This window comes from Phycicoccus sp. Soil748 (assembly GCF_001428025.1).
GTDB lineage: Bacteria > Actinomycetota > Actinomycetes > Actinomycetales > Dermatophilaceae > Pedococcus.
In genome coordinates, this window is the sequence record NZ_LMSC01000008.1 from 229,921 (window position 1) to 244,701 (window position 14,781).

Sequence of the window (14,781 nt, forward strand, 5' to 3'; positions counted from 1 at the left end):
TGCGTAGGTGCGATCATCTTCGCCGTACCAGGGCCGAGCTCGCACCCGCTGCGGCTGCCGCCGCGGCGACCGAGGCGCCCAGCAGGCCGTGATGTCGTGACGCCCACGTCTGGACGCTGCGCCCCGTCGAGCGGGAGTCGAACCGCCCGTGGGTCCCGAAGTCCTTCGACGCGTCGGCGGGCTCCCACAGGTTGGCGGGCGCGTCTGGCGGTTGGGTTTCGTCCGTCTGCTGCGACGACACCCCGGTACGCGCCAGGTACCGGTCGAGCAGCCCAGGTGCGACCGCGTTCGCCGCCAGTGTCCCGACGGTGCTGCCGCCCACCCAGTACTCGCGGCGCTCGGGGTGGTCAGCCGCGTGCACCACCATCCGGGCCGCCACTTCAGGCTGATAGATGGGCGGCACCGGCTGAGGCCGACGCGGCAGCCGGGACAGGACCCAGGAGAACTGGGGCGTGTTGACCGCGGGCATCTGCACCATGGTGACCTTCACTGGGCTCTTGTCGTGTAGCAGCTCGCACCGCAAGGACTCGTGGAAGCCCTGGATCGCGTGCTTGGCCCCGCAGTAGGCCGTCTGCAGCGGGATGCCGCGATAGGCAAGCGCGGACCCCACCTGCACGATGACGCCTCGGCCTCGCTCCTTCATCCTCGGCAGGACGGCCTTGGTGGCGTACACGTACCCCAAGTAGCTCACCTCGGTCACCCGGGCGAACTCCTTGGCCGTGATGCCCTCGAAGCGGCTGAACACGGACGTGAACGCCACGTTCACCCACACATCAACAGGGCCCAGCTCGTGCTCGATCCGGGCGACCGCCTGCTCCACCTGTTCAGCATCAGCCACGTCGACCTGGACGCACAGCGCCTGCCCGCCGGCCGCGCGGACCTCTTGGGCCGCGGCCTCCAAGCCCTTTTCGCCGCGAGCGATGAGCGCGACATGGGCACCGCGGCGACCGAAGGCGATAGCGGTTGCTCGACCGATGCCGCCGGAAGCGCCGGTCACGGCGACGACCTGAGGATTTCGAGCGTCTGGCTCCTCGCATCGGTGATGCCGACCTTGACTCATGATCTGTCCTTTCCAGCTCAGGGCACGGCGCCGCTGAGCGTCCTTCGGCCAACCAGTGGCGCTCAAGTCATCGGGACATGGCTCGGTCCCGCGAGCCGGGCTGCGGCTTCGATGAGCAGGGCGTGGACGAATGCTTGGGGGTAGTTCCCTCGCAGTTGCCTTTGCTCGACGTCGTACTCCTCGGTGAACAGTCCCGGCGATCCGCAGGCCGCGCGGTTGCGCTCGAACCAACGCATCGCCTGCGTGTGGTCGCCTTGCTGGTGGGCGGCCATAGACATGTGGAAACCGCACAGCAAGAAGGCGCCTTCGGCTTCCCCCAGCGGGCGCGCGTCCTGAGGGAACCGGTACACGTAACCCTTCACGCCCAGCTCGCGTTCCACTGCTTCGACCGTGGCGACGGTGCGCGGGTCCCGTGCCGGCACAGCCCCGCGCAGACCGGGCAGCAGCAGGCTGGCATCGACGCGTTCGTCGTCGGGTGAACGCATCCATCGTCCTGACTCGTGCACGCAGTCAGCGGACGTATCCGACACGATCGCGTCTGCCAGTGAGGTCCACGCCGCCCCTTGGCGCGAGGGTGCATGGCGCCCTAGGGCGCGTAAGCCAGCTGCGCACATGAGACGTGAATGCGTCCAGCGGCGCGGTTGAAGTTCCCAGATGCCGGAGTCGGCCTCCTGCCAGCGGCTCTTGATGGCGGCGACAGTCACTTCCGCGGCGCGCCACTGCTCAAGGTCCAACCGGTCCTTGCCGGCCGCCGCTGCCAGCAGCAGGAGCACCTCACCGAAGTTGTCCAACTGGAACTGCTCGTAGACCCAGTTGCCGACCGTGCTCGTCGCGCCCGGGTACCCGGGCAGGTCCAAGCTGCGCTCCGAAGGCACTGGGCGGCCGTCGATCGTGTAGGCAGGCGCGAGCCGGTCGCCGTCAGCCAAGACGCGCTCAGTGACGAACGCGACGGCGCAGTCGAGCAGGTCGACGTCGCCACATGCGGCCATGGCCTGCCCGGCGTAGCACTGGTCACGTATCCACGCATACCGGTAGTCGTAGTTGCGACCCTGGGCCGCCCGTTCGGGCAGCGACGTCGTCGACGCCGCCACCATCGCGCCAGTGCTTGACGTCATGCCTCGCAGGAACGCCCGTGACTGACGCGCATCGTCCGCGGCGACCGTGACGTCCATGGACGGCGTCGACTGCTCCCACGCGTACTCGGTTGCCTCCCACGTGCTGTCGGGGTCACGCAGTCGCCGCCGTGCCAAGGACTTTGTGGAGATCTCCAGGATGAGGTCACGGTGCTCGCCCTCCTGCAGAGTCAGCTCAAGTTCAAGAGCACCGCCAGCCACGGGACGCGCTTCCTCGGCGCCGCTCCACCTCACGTGCAGTCCACCAGTGCCCCCCCGCCACACCCCATCAGCGCGCGAAAGCCGGGACAGCCCGTACCGGCCGAACTCCGCCCGGGGCGCCAGCAGAATCCGCACATGAGCTGGACCGGACCTCGCAACCACCCGCCGAAGCAGAACTGCGGTATCGACATCCCCCGGAAAGGCCAGCGCTTCCCGACACTCGACAAAGCCAGTCTCCGTAACCCACCGGCTGCGCCAGATCAACGACCCGTCCTCGTACCAGCCACCCCACACGGAACGGCCCACCGGTGTCACCGAATACGCGCTCGGCACCCCGAGCAATGACGCAAACACCGCATCGTCGTGCCAGCGAGGTGCGCACATCCAAGCCACATCACCACGGGGACCCACCAAAGCCCCCCGCTCACCGTCCCCCAGGAAGGCGTACTCCCGCAGCACATGGGGAGAAGCCACCGAGGCGACGGAAGCGGCACGCATACAATGTTTCTACCACGCAATCATTGCGCTTGCGCAACGATGGTTCGAACCTCTGTCCGCGGCGCCATCTACTGGGTCCCCAGTCACGAGAGATCTCCTCGCGCTCCTCGAACCTCAACCGACCCGCCGTCCGATGTCGAGGTCCCGGGCGGATGCCACCACAGCGCAGCAGGTACGTGCGCACGGTGCTCGTCGGCAACCCCAACGTCCGCGCCGTCGGCTTGGGCCCATGACCGGCTCGCGACCGAACCCAGATCTCGTCGACCTGCGCCGGCGACAACCCTTGATAACGACGGACCATCGCAACCTCCTCCGATCAGAGAAGTGTTGCGCTGACCCCTAGAGAGCACCCCGCGATCCGCGTGCGCGACGCCAGACCGGCGGACGACAAACGCGGGTGCGCATCCTCCTCCGGCTCATCTAGCGCTTCCTCGACCCCTTCGGCGACGCCGGCGCCGCCTGCCGGCGCTATAACATTCTGGCTCGCGATTGTCAGAGAAGCACGCCCCCCACCCTCGTCTGCCAGACGACCTCCTTCCCGACGGCCCTGAAGGCACGACGTCGTTCTCCACGCGCCCGAGTCACGAGCTGGTCGTGGACCTTTCGCTGCTGGAGTTACTCTTCGGGCCCGGCAGGGACGCAACGCGTGGGGGTCCTTGGCGCAGGCTGACGCAGACTTCCAAACGCTCCTCCTGCCCAAACAGGCCATCCTTGGTGTGTTTCGAATCTTGGCGAGCGACGAGGTCAACCTGGTGGTTTAGTCGACGTGACCACAGAGGGCTGATGCACGTCACTGCGACCTGATCGACGCGGGGTGAAAGCAGACACCCAGCAACTAACGGATCTGCCCCTGGCCGAAGGGGACGCCCATTGGGTAAAGGCTGCGTCAAATCTCGACCCCCAGACCGACAATCAGTGGACTGAGGCCCTTCCGCGGTGGACGGTGAGTGGTGTCGCACCGCATGGTGTGACTGNTGCGGCTGCTGACCTCGCACCGCCCGGCTTCCTCCAACACACAGTGGGGCCGCCCTCGGACTGGGTGTGCCGTGCGGCGCGAGGTCAGCACAGAGGCCGCACGGCACACCCTCACCAGGGAAGGGGGTGGCCGTTCATGTCGCAGGAGACACGCAACGCGTTGTGGGCTGGGCTGCCCCGCCCCCGGTTCGACGACAACCACCAGCTGCACCTACCCGGGTACGACCAGCACCAGTCGAAGCAGATCCTGGCGCGGCTGCTGTCCGACGACCTCGACGACTGGTCAGCCGCCGCCTCCCGGGTCGGGTTCTGCTCCAACCCGGTCCACCTCGTCGGCTCGTCCACCACGATCGACCGGGCCACCGGCGAGATCCTGGCGTCGTACTCCTCCGCGGACGAGCCGCTGGGATCGACGGTGGTGCGGTGCGGGAACCGGCGCGAATCCGCGTGCCCGTCCTGCTCCCGCCTCTACGCCGCCGACATGTTCCAGCTCATCCGGGCCGGGGTCAGGGGCGGCAAGACCATCCCCGACCAGGTGGCGGACAACCCGCTGGTATTCGCCACCCTCACCGCACCCTCCATGGGACCGGTACACGGCACCCGCGACAACAACCGCCGCTGCCGCCCCCACGCCACCGGAATGCACAGTTGCGTCCACGGCCGACGAACCTCGTGCATGACCGTCCACGCCGACGACGACCGTCAGCTGGGACAGCCGCTGTGCGCCGACTGCTACGACCACACCTCGCACGTGGTGTGGCAATGGTGGGCGCCGGAGCTGTGGCGCCGGTTCACCATCACCCTGCGCCGCACCCTCGCCCACCACCTCGGCATCCCCGCCANCACGCTGCATGAGGTGGTGACGGTGCAGTACGCCAAGGTCGCCGAGTACCAGCGCCGCGGTCTGGTCCACTTCCACACCCTGATCCGCCTCGACGGTCCCCGTGATGTTGAGGGTGGGTTCGCGCCCGCCCCACGCCAGGTCACCGCGGCCATCCTCGCCCACCTCGTGCGCGAGGCCGTGGCATCGGTCCGGTTCACCGCCCCACCGGTCCACGACCACGACGCCAGCCGGGTGCTGGCGTTTGGTCGCCAGGTCGACGCAAGACCGGTCACCCCCGCCCGGCGCACCGACGACCCAGGAACGGTCTTGTCGCCGGAGCAGGTGGCCGGGTACCTGGCCAAGTACGCGACCAAGGCCGCCTCGGACACCACCGACCACTCCAACGCCCACCTGCGCCGCATCCAACACACCGCCGACCAGCTCGGTCGCCGGGTCGAGGACGACTGGGTTAACCGCGGTCGCCAAGGCCCCCTGGCAGATCTGCCGTACGGGCTGCTGGGGAAGTGGGCGCACGAGCTCGGGTTCCGCGGCCACTTCGCCACCAAGTCCCGCCGCTACTCCNAGCCAGACGCCGTGCCCAACAGCTCGTCGCCGACGCCAACCGACGCGGCGAAACCATCGACCTCGCCGCGATGGAGGCGCAGCTGCTGGCTGTGGACGACGACCAGGCCACCACCGTCGTCATCGGATCATGGACCTACAGCCACACCGGGTGGGACACCCCCGGCGACGCCGCCCTCGCCAAAGCCGCCGCCGCAGCCGCCCGCGAGCACGACCAGGAGCGTGCAGCCCAGCGCAGGACAGACCTCAACAAGAACTGTGATGAGCAAGGAGCGAGTAGTCATGAAGGAAGACGGAAGTGAACGGGTGGTGATCCACGCCGAGAAGCTGCTCTACCGCGCGACCGAAGCGGCAGAGTGCCTCGGCGTGAGTCGGGCCAAGATCTACGAGCTGATGCAGTCTGGCGTACTGCCGAGCGTGCGCTTCGACGGGTGCCGCAGGATCCGGAGGGATGATCTTCGGGCCTTCGTGGAGTCGCTTCGCGGGGTGGCCTGATGGCTCCAGTGAAGGACGGGGTAACCCGCCGCGGGAGCACCTGGTCGTATGTCATCCGTGTCTCGAACCCCGTGACTGGCACCAGCAGGCCCAAGTGGGTCGGCGGCTTCGCCACCGAGTCCGAGGCCAAGGCGGCACGCGACCGTGCGCGGGTCGCCGCTCGACGTGGGGAGTACGTGGACCAGAACCGGGTGACGGTGAGGACCTACCTCGAGGAATGGCTCGCGGGTCACGCGGCGGCGGTCAAGCCCAAGACCTGGGCCGGCTACCGCGACGACGTGCGGCGGTATGTGATCCCGCACATCGGTTCGAGCCGGCTGCAGGGCCTACGTCCAGCCACCCTGTCCAAGCTCTACGCCGACCTGGTCAAGGGAGGTGGTCGCGATGGACGGCCGCTGTCGGTGCCGACGGTGCGTCACGTCCACCGAACGCTGCGCAAGGCACTCAACGACGCCGTGATGATCGACGGGGTCCTGGCGTCGAACCCTGCCCTGAAGGCCAAGCTGCCCCGAGACCCGGGAAGGGAGCCGCGCCTGGTGTGGACCGCCGAGGATCTGCACGCCTTCCTCGACTCCATCTCGGCTCACCGACTGCACGCCTTCTATCGAGTGGCGGCCTTCACGGGTGGTCGCCGAGGAGAGGTATTGCACCTGAGGTGGACAGACGTCGACCTCGAGGCCGGCATGCTGAGGTTCGAGGGGTCGACCAACGTCATCGATGGTGAGCGCATCGACGGCACCACCAAGGGAGGGCGCAGCCGAGTCGTCAGCATCGATGCCGGAACCGTTGCCGTGCTCAAGGACCACCAAAGCCGCCAGGAGGCCGACCAAGAGCTTGCCGGGCCTGAGTGGCAGGGCAACGGCCGGGTCTTCACCACACAGATGGGCGCGCCGCTCTACCCGGACACGGTCACCCAGCTGATGCCGAAGCTCATCGAGGCCCACAACAACCCCACGACCCGGGCCACGCGGGGCCACCCAGCACTGCCGCTGCCAAGACCACAAAGGCCGCTTCCATCGATCCGGCTGCACGACCTGCGCCACCTTCACGCGACGCTGCTCCTGCTCGAGGGGGTGCCGGTGCACGTCGTCGCCAACCGGCTCGGACACAGCGACCCGGCGGTGACGCTGCGGGTCTACGCACACGTGCTACGGGAGTCCGCCGCGGGCGTCGCGGACATCTTCGCCCGTGCGGTGTCCACCGAGGCTGTTAGCAAAAGCGTTAGCAAGAACGACCCCGAACAACACGAAACCCGCGGGCCAGTGGTCTGACCTGCGGGTTTGTGGTGGCCAGGGGCGGGGTCGAACCGCCGACCTTCCGATTTTCAGTCGGACGCTCGTACCAACTGAGCTACCTGGCCGTGGGTGGTGCTGATGCATGCCCGGAGTCCGGACATGCAGTTCGCGGCGATCCTGGGGCCGTAGCCCGTGGCGGACCGTCGCGACTGCAGGATCATAGCCGATCCGGGCGACCCTCCTCACATCGAGGCGCGAACCGGAATGGGGCCGCACGCGCGCCGGTTGTCCCGAGCATGAAGGCCATCACCTACGCCGAGTACGGCGACCCCAGCGTCCTCACCCTCACCGACGTCCCGGAGCCCAAGGTCGGTCCCGGTGAGGTGCTGATCCGCGTGCGCAGCGCCTCGGTCAACCCGGTCGACTGGAAGGTCGTCGCCGGCTACCTCGACCCCATGATGAACGTCGAGCTCCCCGCCATCCCGGGCTGGGACGTCTCCGGCGTCGTCGAGAAGGTCGGCCTCGACACCCCCGAGTTCGAGGTCGGCGACGAGGTCATGGCCTACGCCCGCAAGGACTGGGTGCACGCCGGCACCTACGCCGAGCTCGTCGCCGCCCCCGTCCGCACGGTCGCGAAGAAGCCGAAGGCCCTCGACTGGCACCAGGCCGCGGGCCTGCCACTCGCCGGCCTCACGGCATACCAGCTGCTCACCCGGCTCGGCGCGAAGCCCGGCGAGACCGTGCTCGTCCACGCGGCTGCCGGTGGGGTGGGGATCCTCGCCGTCCAGATCGCCAAGGCCCTCGGCGCCCGCGTCATCGGCACCGCGTCCGAGAAGAACCACGAGTTCCTGCGCGGGCTGGGTGCCGAGCCCGTGGCGTACGGCGACGGGCTGGCCGAGCGAGTGCGTGCGCTGGCGCCCGAGGGCGTCGACGTCGTGACCGACTTCGTGGGCGGTGTGCTGGACGTGACCAAGGCGGTCCTTGCCGACAGCGGGCGCCACGGGTCCGTCGTCGAGGGTGAGGTCGCCGACGAGAGCGGGCTGTACCTGTGGGTGCGTCCCGATGCCGAGGACCTGGCCGCGCTCGCGGACCTGGCGGACGAGGGCAAGCTCACCGTGCCCGTCGCCGACGTCTTCCCCCTCGCGCAGACGGCCGACGCCTTCACCGTGAGCGCCGGGGGCCACGTCCGAGGCAAGGTCGTCATCACCGTCAGCGAGTGACCGCAGTCCGCAGACGCGAAAGAGGCCCACACTCTCGTGTGGGCCTCTTTCGTTCTCGAGCGACCCCGACCGGGCTCGAACCGGCGACCTCCGCCGTGACAGGGCGGCGCGCTAACCAACTGCGCTACGGGGCCTTGGGTGGTGCATGTCGTGCTGGTGGTGCGTATCCCCAACGGGATTCGAACCCGTGCTACCGCCGTGAAAGGGCGGGGTCCTGGGCCGCTAGACGATGGGGACCGGTTCAACGGCCCCCCGCCGTTAGCGCCAGGCGCGGATCCGTCGAGGACTCGGAAAGCATAGGGGGTGACTGCCGCGATCTCCAAAACGGGGTCCGAGCGAGCCGCCGGGGCAGCCTGCAGCGGGCCTCGGACGCTCAGGAACCGGTGCCCGTCCGGGCCGCACGCAGAGCCTGGCGCACCGCGTCGAGGGCGGTCTGGTCGTCCATCCCGACGTCGACGACTGTCGTCGCGAAGGCCCGCGCAGCCGTCCGGAGGGCCACCTCCGACGACTGGGACTGCGGGGCGACGACGGTGCCGGCGCGGCTGCGGGTCGTGACGAGGCCGGCTGCCTCGAGCTCCTTGTAGGCGCGGGCCACGGTGCCCGCCGCGAGGCCCAGCTCGGTGGCGAGTCCCCGGACGGTGGGCAGGCGTTCGCCCTCGGCCAGGCCACCGGTGGCGATCAGGTCGCCCAGCTGGTCGCGGACCTGCTCGAACGGTGCGAGCGGCGAGTGCTCGTCGACGCGCAGGACGGGGTGGGTCACGACGCACTCCCCGTCCACTCGAGGAGGCGGTCGACGTCCCAGGTGGTCACGATCCGGTCCCACGGCACCCCGAGCCGCTCGGCGCGCTCGCACCCGTAGGCCTTCATCTCCAGCTGGCCCGGGGCGTGCGCGTCGGAGTCCACGGCGAACAGGCAGCCGATGTCGACGGCGAGGGCGAGCAGGTCGTCAGGGGGGTCCTGCCGCTCGGGGCGGCTGTTGATCTCCACCGCCGTGCCGTGCTCCGCACAGGCCTCGAACACGGCCCGGGCGTCGAACTCGGACTGCGGGCGCTTGCCCCGGCCACCCTCGACGAGCCGGCCGGTGCAGTGGCCCAGGACGTTGACGCGCGGGTTGGAGACGGCGGCCACCATGCGACGGGTCATGGGCGCGGCGTTCATGCGCAGCTTGGAGTGCACGCTGGCGGTCACGAGGTCGAGCCGCCCCAGCATCTCCTCGGTCTGGTCGAGGGAGCCGTCGTCGAGGATGTCGACCTCGATGCCCTTGAGCAGCCGGAAGCCGTCGCCGAGCGAGGCGTTGACGGCGTCGACCACCTTCAGCTGCTTGGTCAGCCGCTCGACCGTCAGGCCGTTCGCCACCCGCAGCTGGGGCGAGTGGTCGGTGAGCACCAGCCACTCGTGGCCGAGCTCGACGGCCGTCAGGACCATCTCCTCGATGGGGCTCCCGCCGTCGGACCAGCTGGAGTGCGAGTGGCAGTCGCCGCGCAGGGCGGCGAACAGGTCCTCGCCGCCTTCGACGAGCGGCTTCGCCTTGTCCTGCAACGTCTCCAGGTAGGCGGGCAGCTCCCCGACGACGGCCTCGGCGATGACCCCGGCGGTGGACTTCCCGATGCCGGGCAGGGCCTGCAGCGTGCCGGCCTCGGCCCGCTGGGCGAGCTCGTCGTCAGGCGTCTCCCGGACCGTGGCGACGGCCTTGCGGAAGGCCTCGACACGGTAGGTGCCGGCTCGTTCCCGCTCCAGCAGGAACGCGATCCGCCGCAGCGCCTCGTCGGGCTCGACAGGGGCCGACAACGGGGTGACGGTGGCAACCACGGGTGGAGCCCCTGCTCACCAGGACGTGTGCAGCGGTCGGCCCTCGGCGAACCCCGCGGTGCTCTGGAGCCCGACGATCGCACGCTCGGCGAACTCCTCGACGGTGCGTGCCCCCGCATACGTGAAGCTCGACCGCACCCCCGCCACGATCTGGTCGATGACGTCCTCGACGCTGGGGCGGGCCGGGTCGATGAACATCCGCGCCGAGGAGATGCCCTCCTCGAAGAGCGCCTTGCGGGCCCGCTCGTACGCCGTGTCGCTGGCGGTGCGGTTGCGGACCGCGCGGCTCGAGGCCATGCCGAACGACTCCTTGTAGCGGCGGCCGCGCTCGTCGGTGTAGAGGTCGCCGGGGCTCTCCAGGGTGCCGGCGAACCACGAGCCGACCATGACGTTGGAGGCGCCCGCGGCCAGGGCCAGGGCGACGTCACGAGGGTGCCGTACGCCGCCATCGGCCCAGACGTGCTTGCCGTGGTTGCGTGCCTCAGCGGCGCACTCGAGGACCGCCGAGAACTGCGGGCGTCCGACGGCCGTCATCATCCGGGTGGTGCACATGGCGCCCGGCCCGACACCCACCTTGACGATGTCGGCGCCGGCCTCGACGAGGTCGCGCACCCCGGCCTCGGAGACGACGTTGCCGGCCACGACGGGCACCTGCGGGTCGAGGGCGCGGACGGCCTTGAGGGCGTCGAGCATCTTCTCCTGGTGGCCGTGCGCGGTGTCCATGACGAGCAGGTCGACCCCGGCGTCGAGGAGGGCGCTCGCCTTGGCGGCGACGTCGCCGTTGATGCCGACCGCGGCCGCGATGCGTAGGCGGCCCTGGTCGTCGGTGTTGGGCGTGTAGAGGCGGGCACGCAGGGCGCCGGAACGGGTGATGATGCCGACGAGGTTGCCGGCATCGTCGACGACCGGGGCGACGTGGTGGTGGGTGGTGGCCAGGAGGTCGAAGGCCTCCTCCGGGTCGGTGCCGTCGGTCACGAGGACCGGGTGCGCCGACATGACCTCTCCGACCTGGGTGAACCGGTCGACGCCGGTGAGGTCGGCCTCGGTGACCACGCCGACGGGGCGCTTGCCCGACTCGTCGACGACCACGGCCGCACCGTGGGCGCGCTTGGGCAGCAGCCCGAGGGCAGCGCCGGCGGTGTCGTGGACGTGGAGGGTGATCGGGGTGTCGTGGACCAGGTGGCGCTGCTTGACCCAGGAGGTGACCTCGGTGACCACGTCGACCGGGATGTCCTGCGGGATGACCGCGAGCGCCCCGCGACGCGCGACGGTCTCGGCCATGCGGCGGCCCGCGATGGCCGTCATGTTGGCGACGACGAGGGGGATGGTCGTGCCGCTGCCGTCGGCCGAGGCGAGGTCCACGTCGAGGCGGCTCGTGACGTCGGAGCGGCTCGGGACCATGAACACGTCGTCGTAGGTCAGGTCGAGCTGGGGCTGGAGACCGTTGAGGAACTGCACGCCCCGAGTCTAGGCGCGGGTGCGGGTCAGGCCTTGAACTGCTGCCGGACGATGCCGTCCCACACGCGGTCGCCGCCGAGGGTGCGGGCCGCGATCATCGCGCGGGCCGCGGGGGTGACGACGTAGCGCGAGCGCGGTCGCCCGGACTCCACGGCCTTGAGGACGACCCGGGCGACCGACTCGGGCCCCGTGGCGAGCACCGGGTTGGCGTAGCCGTTGCCCGTCGCGCTCGCGCTCGCGGCGAGCAGCGCGGCATACGGGGAGTCCGGGTCGGTGCTCGCGGCGTCGGAGCCCATGGCAGTGTCCTCGAAGCCCGTGCGGATGAGGCCCGGCTCGATGAGGCTCACGTGGATGCCGAACGGGCGCACCTCGTTGCGCAGGGCGTCGGTGATGGCCTCCACCGCGTACTTGGTCGCGTGGTAGTAGCCGCCGACGGGCCAGGTGAAGCGCCCACCCATGGACCCGATGTTGACGATGCGCCCGGCGCCCGCCGCGCGCATCGCGGGCAGGACCAGCTGGGTGAGGCGCGAGAGCCCGAAGACGTTGGTCTCGAACATCTTCCGCACCTTGTCGAGATCGGTCTCCTCGATGGTGCCGTACTCGCCGTAACCGGCGTTGTTGACGAGCGCGCCCACGCGTCCGTGCTCGGCCTCGATGGCGCCCACCGCGTCGACCCTCGACTGCTCGGAGGTGACGTCGAGCGGCAGGACGCGCGCACCGGCCGCCTCGAGCTCGTCGACGGTCCCCGTGCGGCGGGCGGTGGCGTAGACGGTGTGCCCGGCCTTGACGAGGAGGTCGGCGGTGGCCGCGCCGATGCCCGACGAGCAGCCGGTGACCAGCACGGGACCGGTCGGTGTGGGGGTGTGACCGTTCGTGGCGCTCATGGGCGGGTTCCGTTCTCGCGCTGGGCGGCTCGTCGCACGAGCAGGCGCTCGGTGACGGTGAAGACGACCCAGCCGACGGCCAGGCCTGCGATGAAGACCACCCAGTAGCTGATGCCGTGGAAGAGTCGCGGCAGGCCTTCCCGGACCAGGATGAGCGTGCAGAGGCCGAGGACGAACGGCACGAGGAACGGGCGTCTCGCGGCCGGCCGGCCGGCGTCGGGGCTCATGGCTCCAGTGTGGCCGATGTCCGGTCGAGCGTGTAACGCACGACCTGGTCGCCGTCGCGCACCACCACGGCCCGGGGTTCGAGCAGCAGGAGGTCGAGCGGGTGGGAGGAGACGATGCGCGCGACCGGGTCGGCGTCCGGGTCGCCCCGGGCCGTACGGAGCTCGATGGCGTGGAGCGTGTCGCCCCAGTGCAGCGGGTCGGTGCGGACCGGGAGGTCGCGGTGGGTGGCGACGAGGCCGCTTGCCCGGGCGAGCTCGCCCCGTCCGGGGGGCGGCGTGGCCGCGGTGTCCTTCCCGGTGGCGAGGTCGAGGGCCCGGGACGTGCCGGGCCAGTCGAGGCGGACCGACCCGGCGGTGTCGAACAGGCGTGGCAGCCGGCCGCCCGGGCAGGGACCGAGCACCCTCGTCCACACGGGCTCGGCCCCGGTCGTGGCAGACACCACGCACTGCCCGTCCTGGACCACGGGCACCACGACCGGCCCGTCGGGCACGGCGAGGAAGGTCGACCCCGGCAGCAGGACCTGGCGGCCGGTGACCGGGTCGGTGACCAGCAGGCCGCCGCCGTCCACCGGGTCGGCGTGCGCGCGGGGCAGACCGCCGGCGGGAGACGCGGGCGCGCTGCTCGCGCCGGGTGACCCGCTCGAGCCGGCGGCCGGGGCCTTGTGGATCAGGACGGCACCGGTCGACTGCCACGCCTCGTGGCCCTTCGCGTCAAGGCCCACGAGGCGGCAGCGAGCTCCGGCGCCGGTGGGCGGGCAGGTCGCGACCATGGTGGTGCCCGAGCTCGCGGCGAGGGGGACGGGGGTGGTGCCCGCCGGCGCGCGCCAGGTCCAGCGCGCCGAGGCGTCCAGCCGTACGGAGTCGAGGCGTCCGGGGCCGGCGATGACGAGCCGTTCGTCGGCGACGTACGGCGTGCCGCCGCTGACCGATCCGAGCGTGACCCTGGTGCCGGTGCGCAGGTCCAGAGCGGTGTTGCCGCCAGCCAGGAGGGCGCGCCCCGCCACCACGGTGCCGCCGACTGACCGCGCCGACCAGTCGCCGCTGACGCCCTCGGTCCGCGGTGTCAGGACGTACGCGGTGACGGCGACCGCAGCGACCAGCACACCCACGCCGAGCGCGGCGATGTGCGTGCGACGGGATCCTCTCACGAGCCTCGGGGGCCGCGAGATGCGTTGCTGCGCGGGCGGATCCGGACTCCCGGGATCACGGGCGCCGGCAGGTGCTGCACCGGGCCCTCATACCCCTCCACCTCACCAAAGCGCTCGGAGTGGGCCATCCACGCCTCGCGGGCCGCGACGATGTCCTCGTGTCTGCGCCCCACGAAGTTCCACCACATCACGACCTCCTCCTCGAACGGCAGCCCGCCGAGCAGGAGGGCCCGCGCCGGCTCGTCGCCGTCGTTGGCCAGCCGCAGTGCGCTGCGGCCGGTGGGGAGGAAGGCGAGGGCCGCACGGGCGACCGGTGTCCCCTCGACGGCCACGCCGGGACTGTCGGCGAGGATGCCGTGCTCGAAGCCGGGGTCGACGTCGAGCGTGACGGTGGCGCCGGGGTCGAGGACCAGCTCGGCGCCCAGCAGGGGGGTGAACGTCTCGACGGGTGAGGCCTGGCCGGCGAGCGTGCCGAGGAAGACCCGGAGGGTGGCGCCCTCGACGCGCACGGCCTCGGGGACGTGGTGCTGGAACTGCCTCGGTGCGTCGAGGTGCGCCTGCGGGAGGGCCACCCAGAGCTGGGCGCCGTGGAGCGTCGTCGTCCCCGGCGTGGAGACCTCGGAGTGGGCGATGCCGAACCCGCCGGTCATGAGGTTGAGCTCGCCGGGCCGCACCAGGCAGTGGGTCCCGAGGCTGTCGCGGTGCTCGACCTCGCCGGTGAACAACCAGCTCACCGTCTGCAGGCCCGTGTGGGGGTGAGGTGGGACGTCCATGCCACCGGTCGCGGAGACGTCGTCCGGCCCGTAGTGGTCGGCGAAGCACCACGCGCCGATCATGGAGCGCTGCCGCTGGGGGAGTGTGCGCCGCACCGTCATCGCCCGCGGGCCGCCGAGGGGGACGTCGCGGGGCTCGAGGACCTCCACCGCTGCCGCGGCGCCGGCCCCGTCGTCGGGGGCGTCGGTGCAGACGGTCTCCTGCGGGTCGGTCTCGACGTTGCTCACGTGCCCAGTCTGCACCGCGGTGTGCGAGTCTG

13 protein-coding genes, 3 tRNA genes and 2 pseudogenes are annotated in these 14,781 nt (G+C 70.7%); 5 read left to right on the top strand and 13 right to left on the bottom strand.

The window, feature by feature from the left end:
* Positions 1-13: 13 nt before the first annotated feature.
* From ASG70_RS13580 to ASG70_RS20435, 3 genes and pseudogenes are all read right to left on the bottom strand, one after another.
* Positions 14-1,060, bottom strand: coding sequence for an SDR family oxidoreductase (locus ASG70_RS13580; RefSeq protein WP_056884385.1), 1,047 nt, complete (start codon positions 1,058-1,060; stop codon positions 14-16).
* Positions 1,061-1,122: 62 nt separating this feature from the next.
* Positions 1,123-2,394: a glycoside hydrolase family 15 protein gene (locus ASG70_RS13585; protein ID WP_200949284.1), complete on the bottom strand. Its 1,272-nt coding sequence runs from the start codon at positions 2,392-2,394 to the stop codon at positions 1,123-1,125.
* Positions 2,395-2,466: 72 nt separating this feature from the next.
* A pseudogene (locus ASG70_RS20435) lies at positions 2,467-2,892 on the bottom strand (trehalase-like domain-containing protein); the annotation flags it as partial.
* Positions 2,893-4,003: 1,111 nt separating this feature from the next.
* Here ASG70_RS20435 and ASG70_RS20440 point away from each other — a divergent pair.
* The 4 genes and pseudogenes from ASG70_RS20440 to ASG70_RS13595 form a co-directional block, all read left to right on the top strand.
* Positions 4,004-4,709, top strand: a 706-nt coding sequence (locus tag ASG70_RS20440) for a replication initiator (RefSeq protein WP_369818914.1), incomplete at its 3' end; no start/stop codon positions are given.
* A 1-nt stretch (position 4,710) separates the two neighbouring features.
* Positions 4,711-5,272: pseudogene (locus tag ASG70_RS20060) on the top strand (replication initiator); the annotation flags it as partial.
* A gap of 282 nt (positions 5,273-5,554) precedes the next feature.
* Positions 5,555-5,767: a helix-turn-helix domain-containing protein gene (locus ASG70_RS20065; RefSeq protein ID WP_235531500.1), complete on the top strand. Its 213-nt coding sequence runs from the start codon at positions 5,555-5,557 to the stop codon at positions 5,765-5,767.
* 176 nt (positions 5,768-5,943) lie between these two features.
* Entirely contained in the window at positions 5,944-7,038 is a 1,095-nt protein-coding gene (locus ASG70_RS13595) for a tyrosine-type recombinase/integrase (RefSeq protein WP_200949285.1), read from the top strand.
* 12 nt (positions 7,039-7,050) lie between these two features.
* Here ASG70_RS13595 and ASG70_RS13600 read toward each other — a convergent pair.
* Positions 7,051-7,127, bottom strand: a tRNA-Phe gene (locus tag ASG70_RS13600).
* Positions 7,128-7,298: 171 nt separating this feature from the next.
* On the opposite strand from ASG70_RS13600, the gene ASG70_RS13605 reads away from it, so the two are divergent.
* Positions 7,299-8,222 carry an NADP-dependent oxidoreductase gene (locus ASG70_RS13605; RefSeq protein ID WP_056884388.1) on the top strand — a complete coding sequence of 308 codons (924 nt, stop codon included), beginning with the start codon at positions 7,299-7,301 and terminating at the stop codon, positions 8,220-8,222.
* A gap of 60 nt (positions 8,223-8,282) precedes the next feature.
* On the opposite strand, the gene ASG70_RS13610 is transcribed toward ASG70_RS13605, so the two are convergent.
* The 9 genes from ASG70_RS13610 to ASG70_RS20070 form a co-directional block, all read right to left on the bottom strand.
* A tRNA-Asp gene (locus ASG70_RS13610) sits at positions 8,283-8,356 on the bottom strand.
* Between the two features lie 30 nt (positions 8,357-8,386).
* Positions 8,387-8,459 (bottom strand) — tRNA-Glu (locus tag ASG70_RS13615).
* A 136-nt stretch (positions 8,460-8,595) separates the two neighbouring features.
* Positions 8,596-8,982 (bottom strand): GntR family transcriptional regulator, encoded by a 387-nt coding sequence (locus tag ASG70_RS13620; RefSeq protein ID WP_056884389.1) that lies wholly within the window; start codon positions 8,980-8,982, stop codon positions 8,596-8,598.
* Positions 8,979-10,031 carry a PHP domain-containing protein gene (locus ASG70_RS13625; RefSeq protein ID WP_056884390.1) on the bottom strand — a complete coding sequence of 351 codons (1,053 nt, stop codon included), beginning with the start codon at positions 10,029-10,031 and terminating at the stop codon, positions 8,979-8,981. The genes ASG70_RS13620 and ASG70_RS13625 overlap by 4 nt, the downstream gene beginning before the upstream one ends.
* 15 nt (positions 10,032-10,046) lie before the next feature.
* Positions 10,047-11,489, bottom strand: a complete 1,443-nt coding sequence (locus tag ASG70_RS13630; protein WP_056884391.1) for a GuaB1 family IMP dehydrogenase-related protein — start codon at positions 11,487-11,489, stop codon at positions 10,047-10,049.
* A 26-nt stretch (positions 11,490-11,515) separates the two neighbouring features.
* Positions 11,516-12,373, bottom strand: a complete 858-nt coding sequence (locus tag ASG70_RS13635) for an SDR family NAD(P)-dependent oxidoreductase (protein WP_056884392.1) — start codon at positions 12,371-12,373, stop codon at positions 11,516-11,518.
* Positions 12,370-12,600, bottom strand: a complete 231-nt coding sequence (locus ASG70_RS13640) for a hypothetical protein (protein WP_056884393.1) — start codon at positions 12,598-12,600, stop codon at positions 12,370-12,372. The genes ASG70_RS13635 and ASG70_RS13640 overlap by 4 nt, the downstream gene beginning before the upstream one ends.
* Positions 12,597-13,748, bottom strand: a complete 1,152-nt coding sequence (locus ASG70_RS13645; RefSeq protein WP_156400000.1) for a hypothetical protein — start codon at positions 13,746-13,748, stop codon at positions 12,597-12,599. The genes ASG70_RS13640 and ASG70_RS13645 overlap by 4 nt, the downstream gene beginning before the upstream one ends.
* Positions 13,745-14,749 carry a pirin family protein gene (locus ASG70_RS20070; RefSeq protein WP_056884395.1) on the bottom strand — a complete coding sequence of 335 codons (1,005 nt, stop codon included), beginning with the start codon at positions 14,747-14,749 and terminating at the stop codon, positions 13,745-13,747. The genes ASG70_RS13645 and ASG70_RS20070 overlap by 4 nt, the downstream gene beginning before the upstream one ends.
* Positions 14,750-14,781 lie beyond the last annotated feature (32 nt).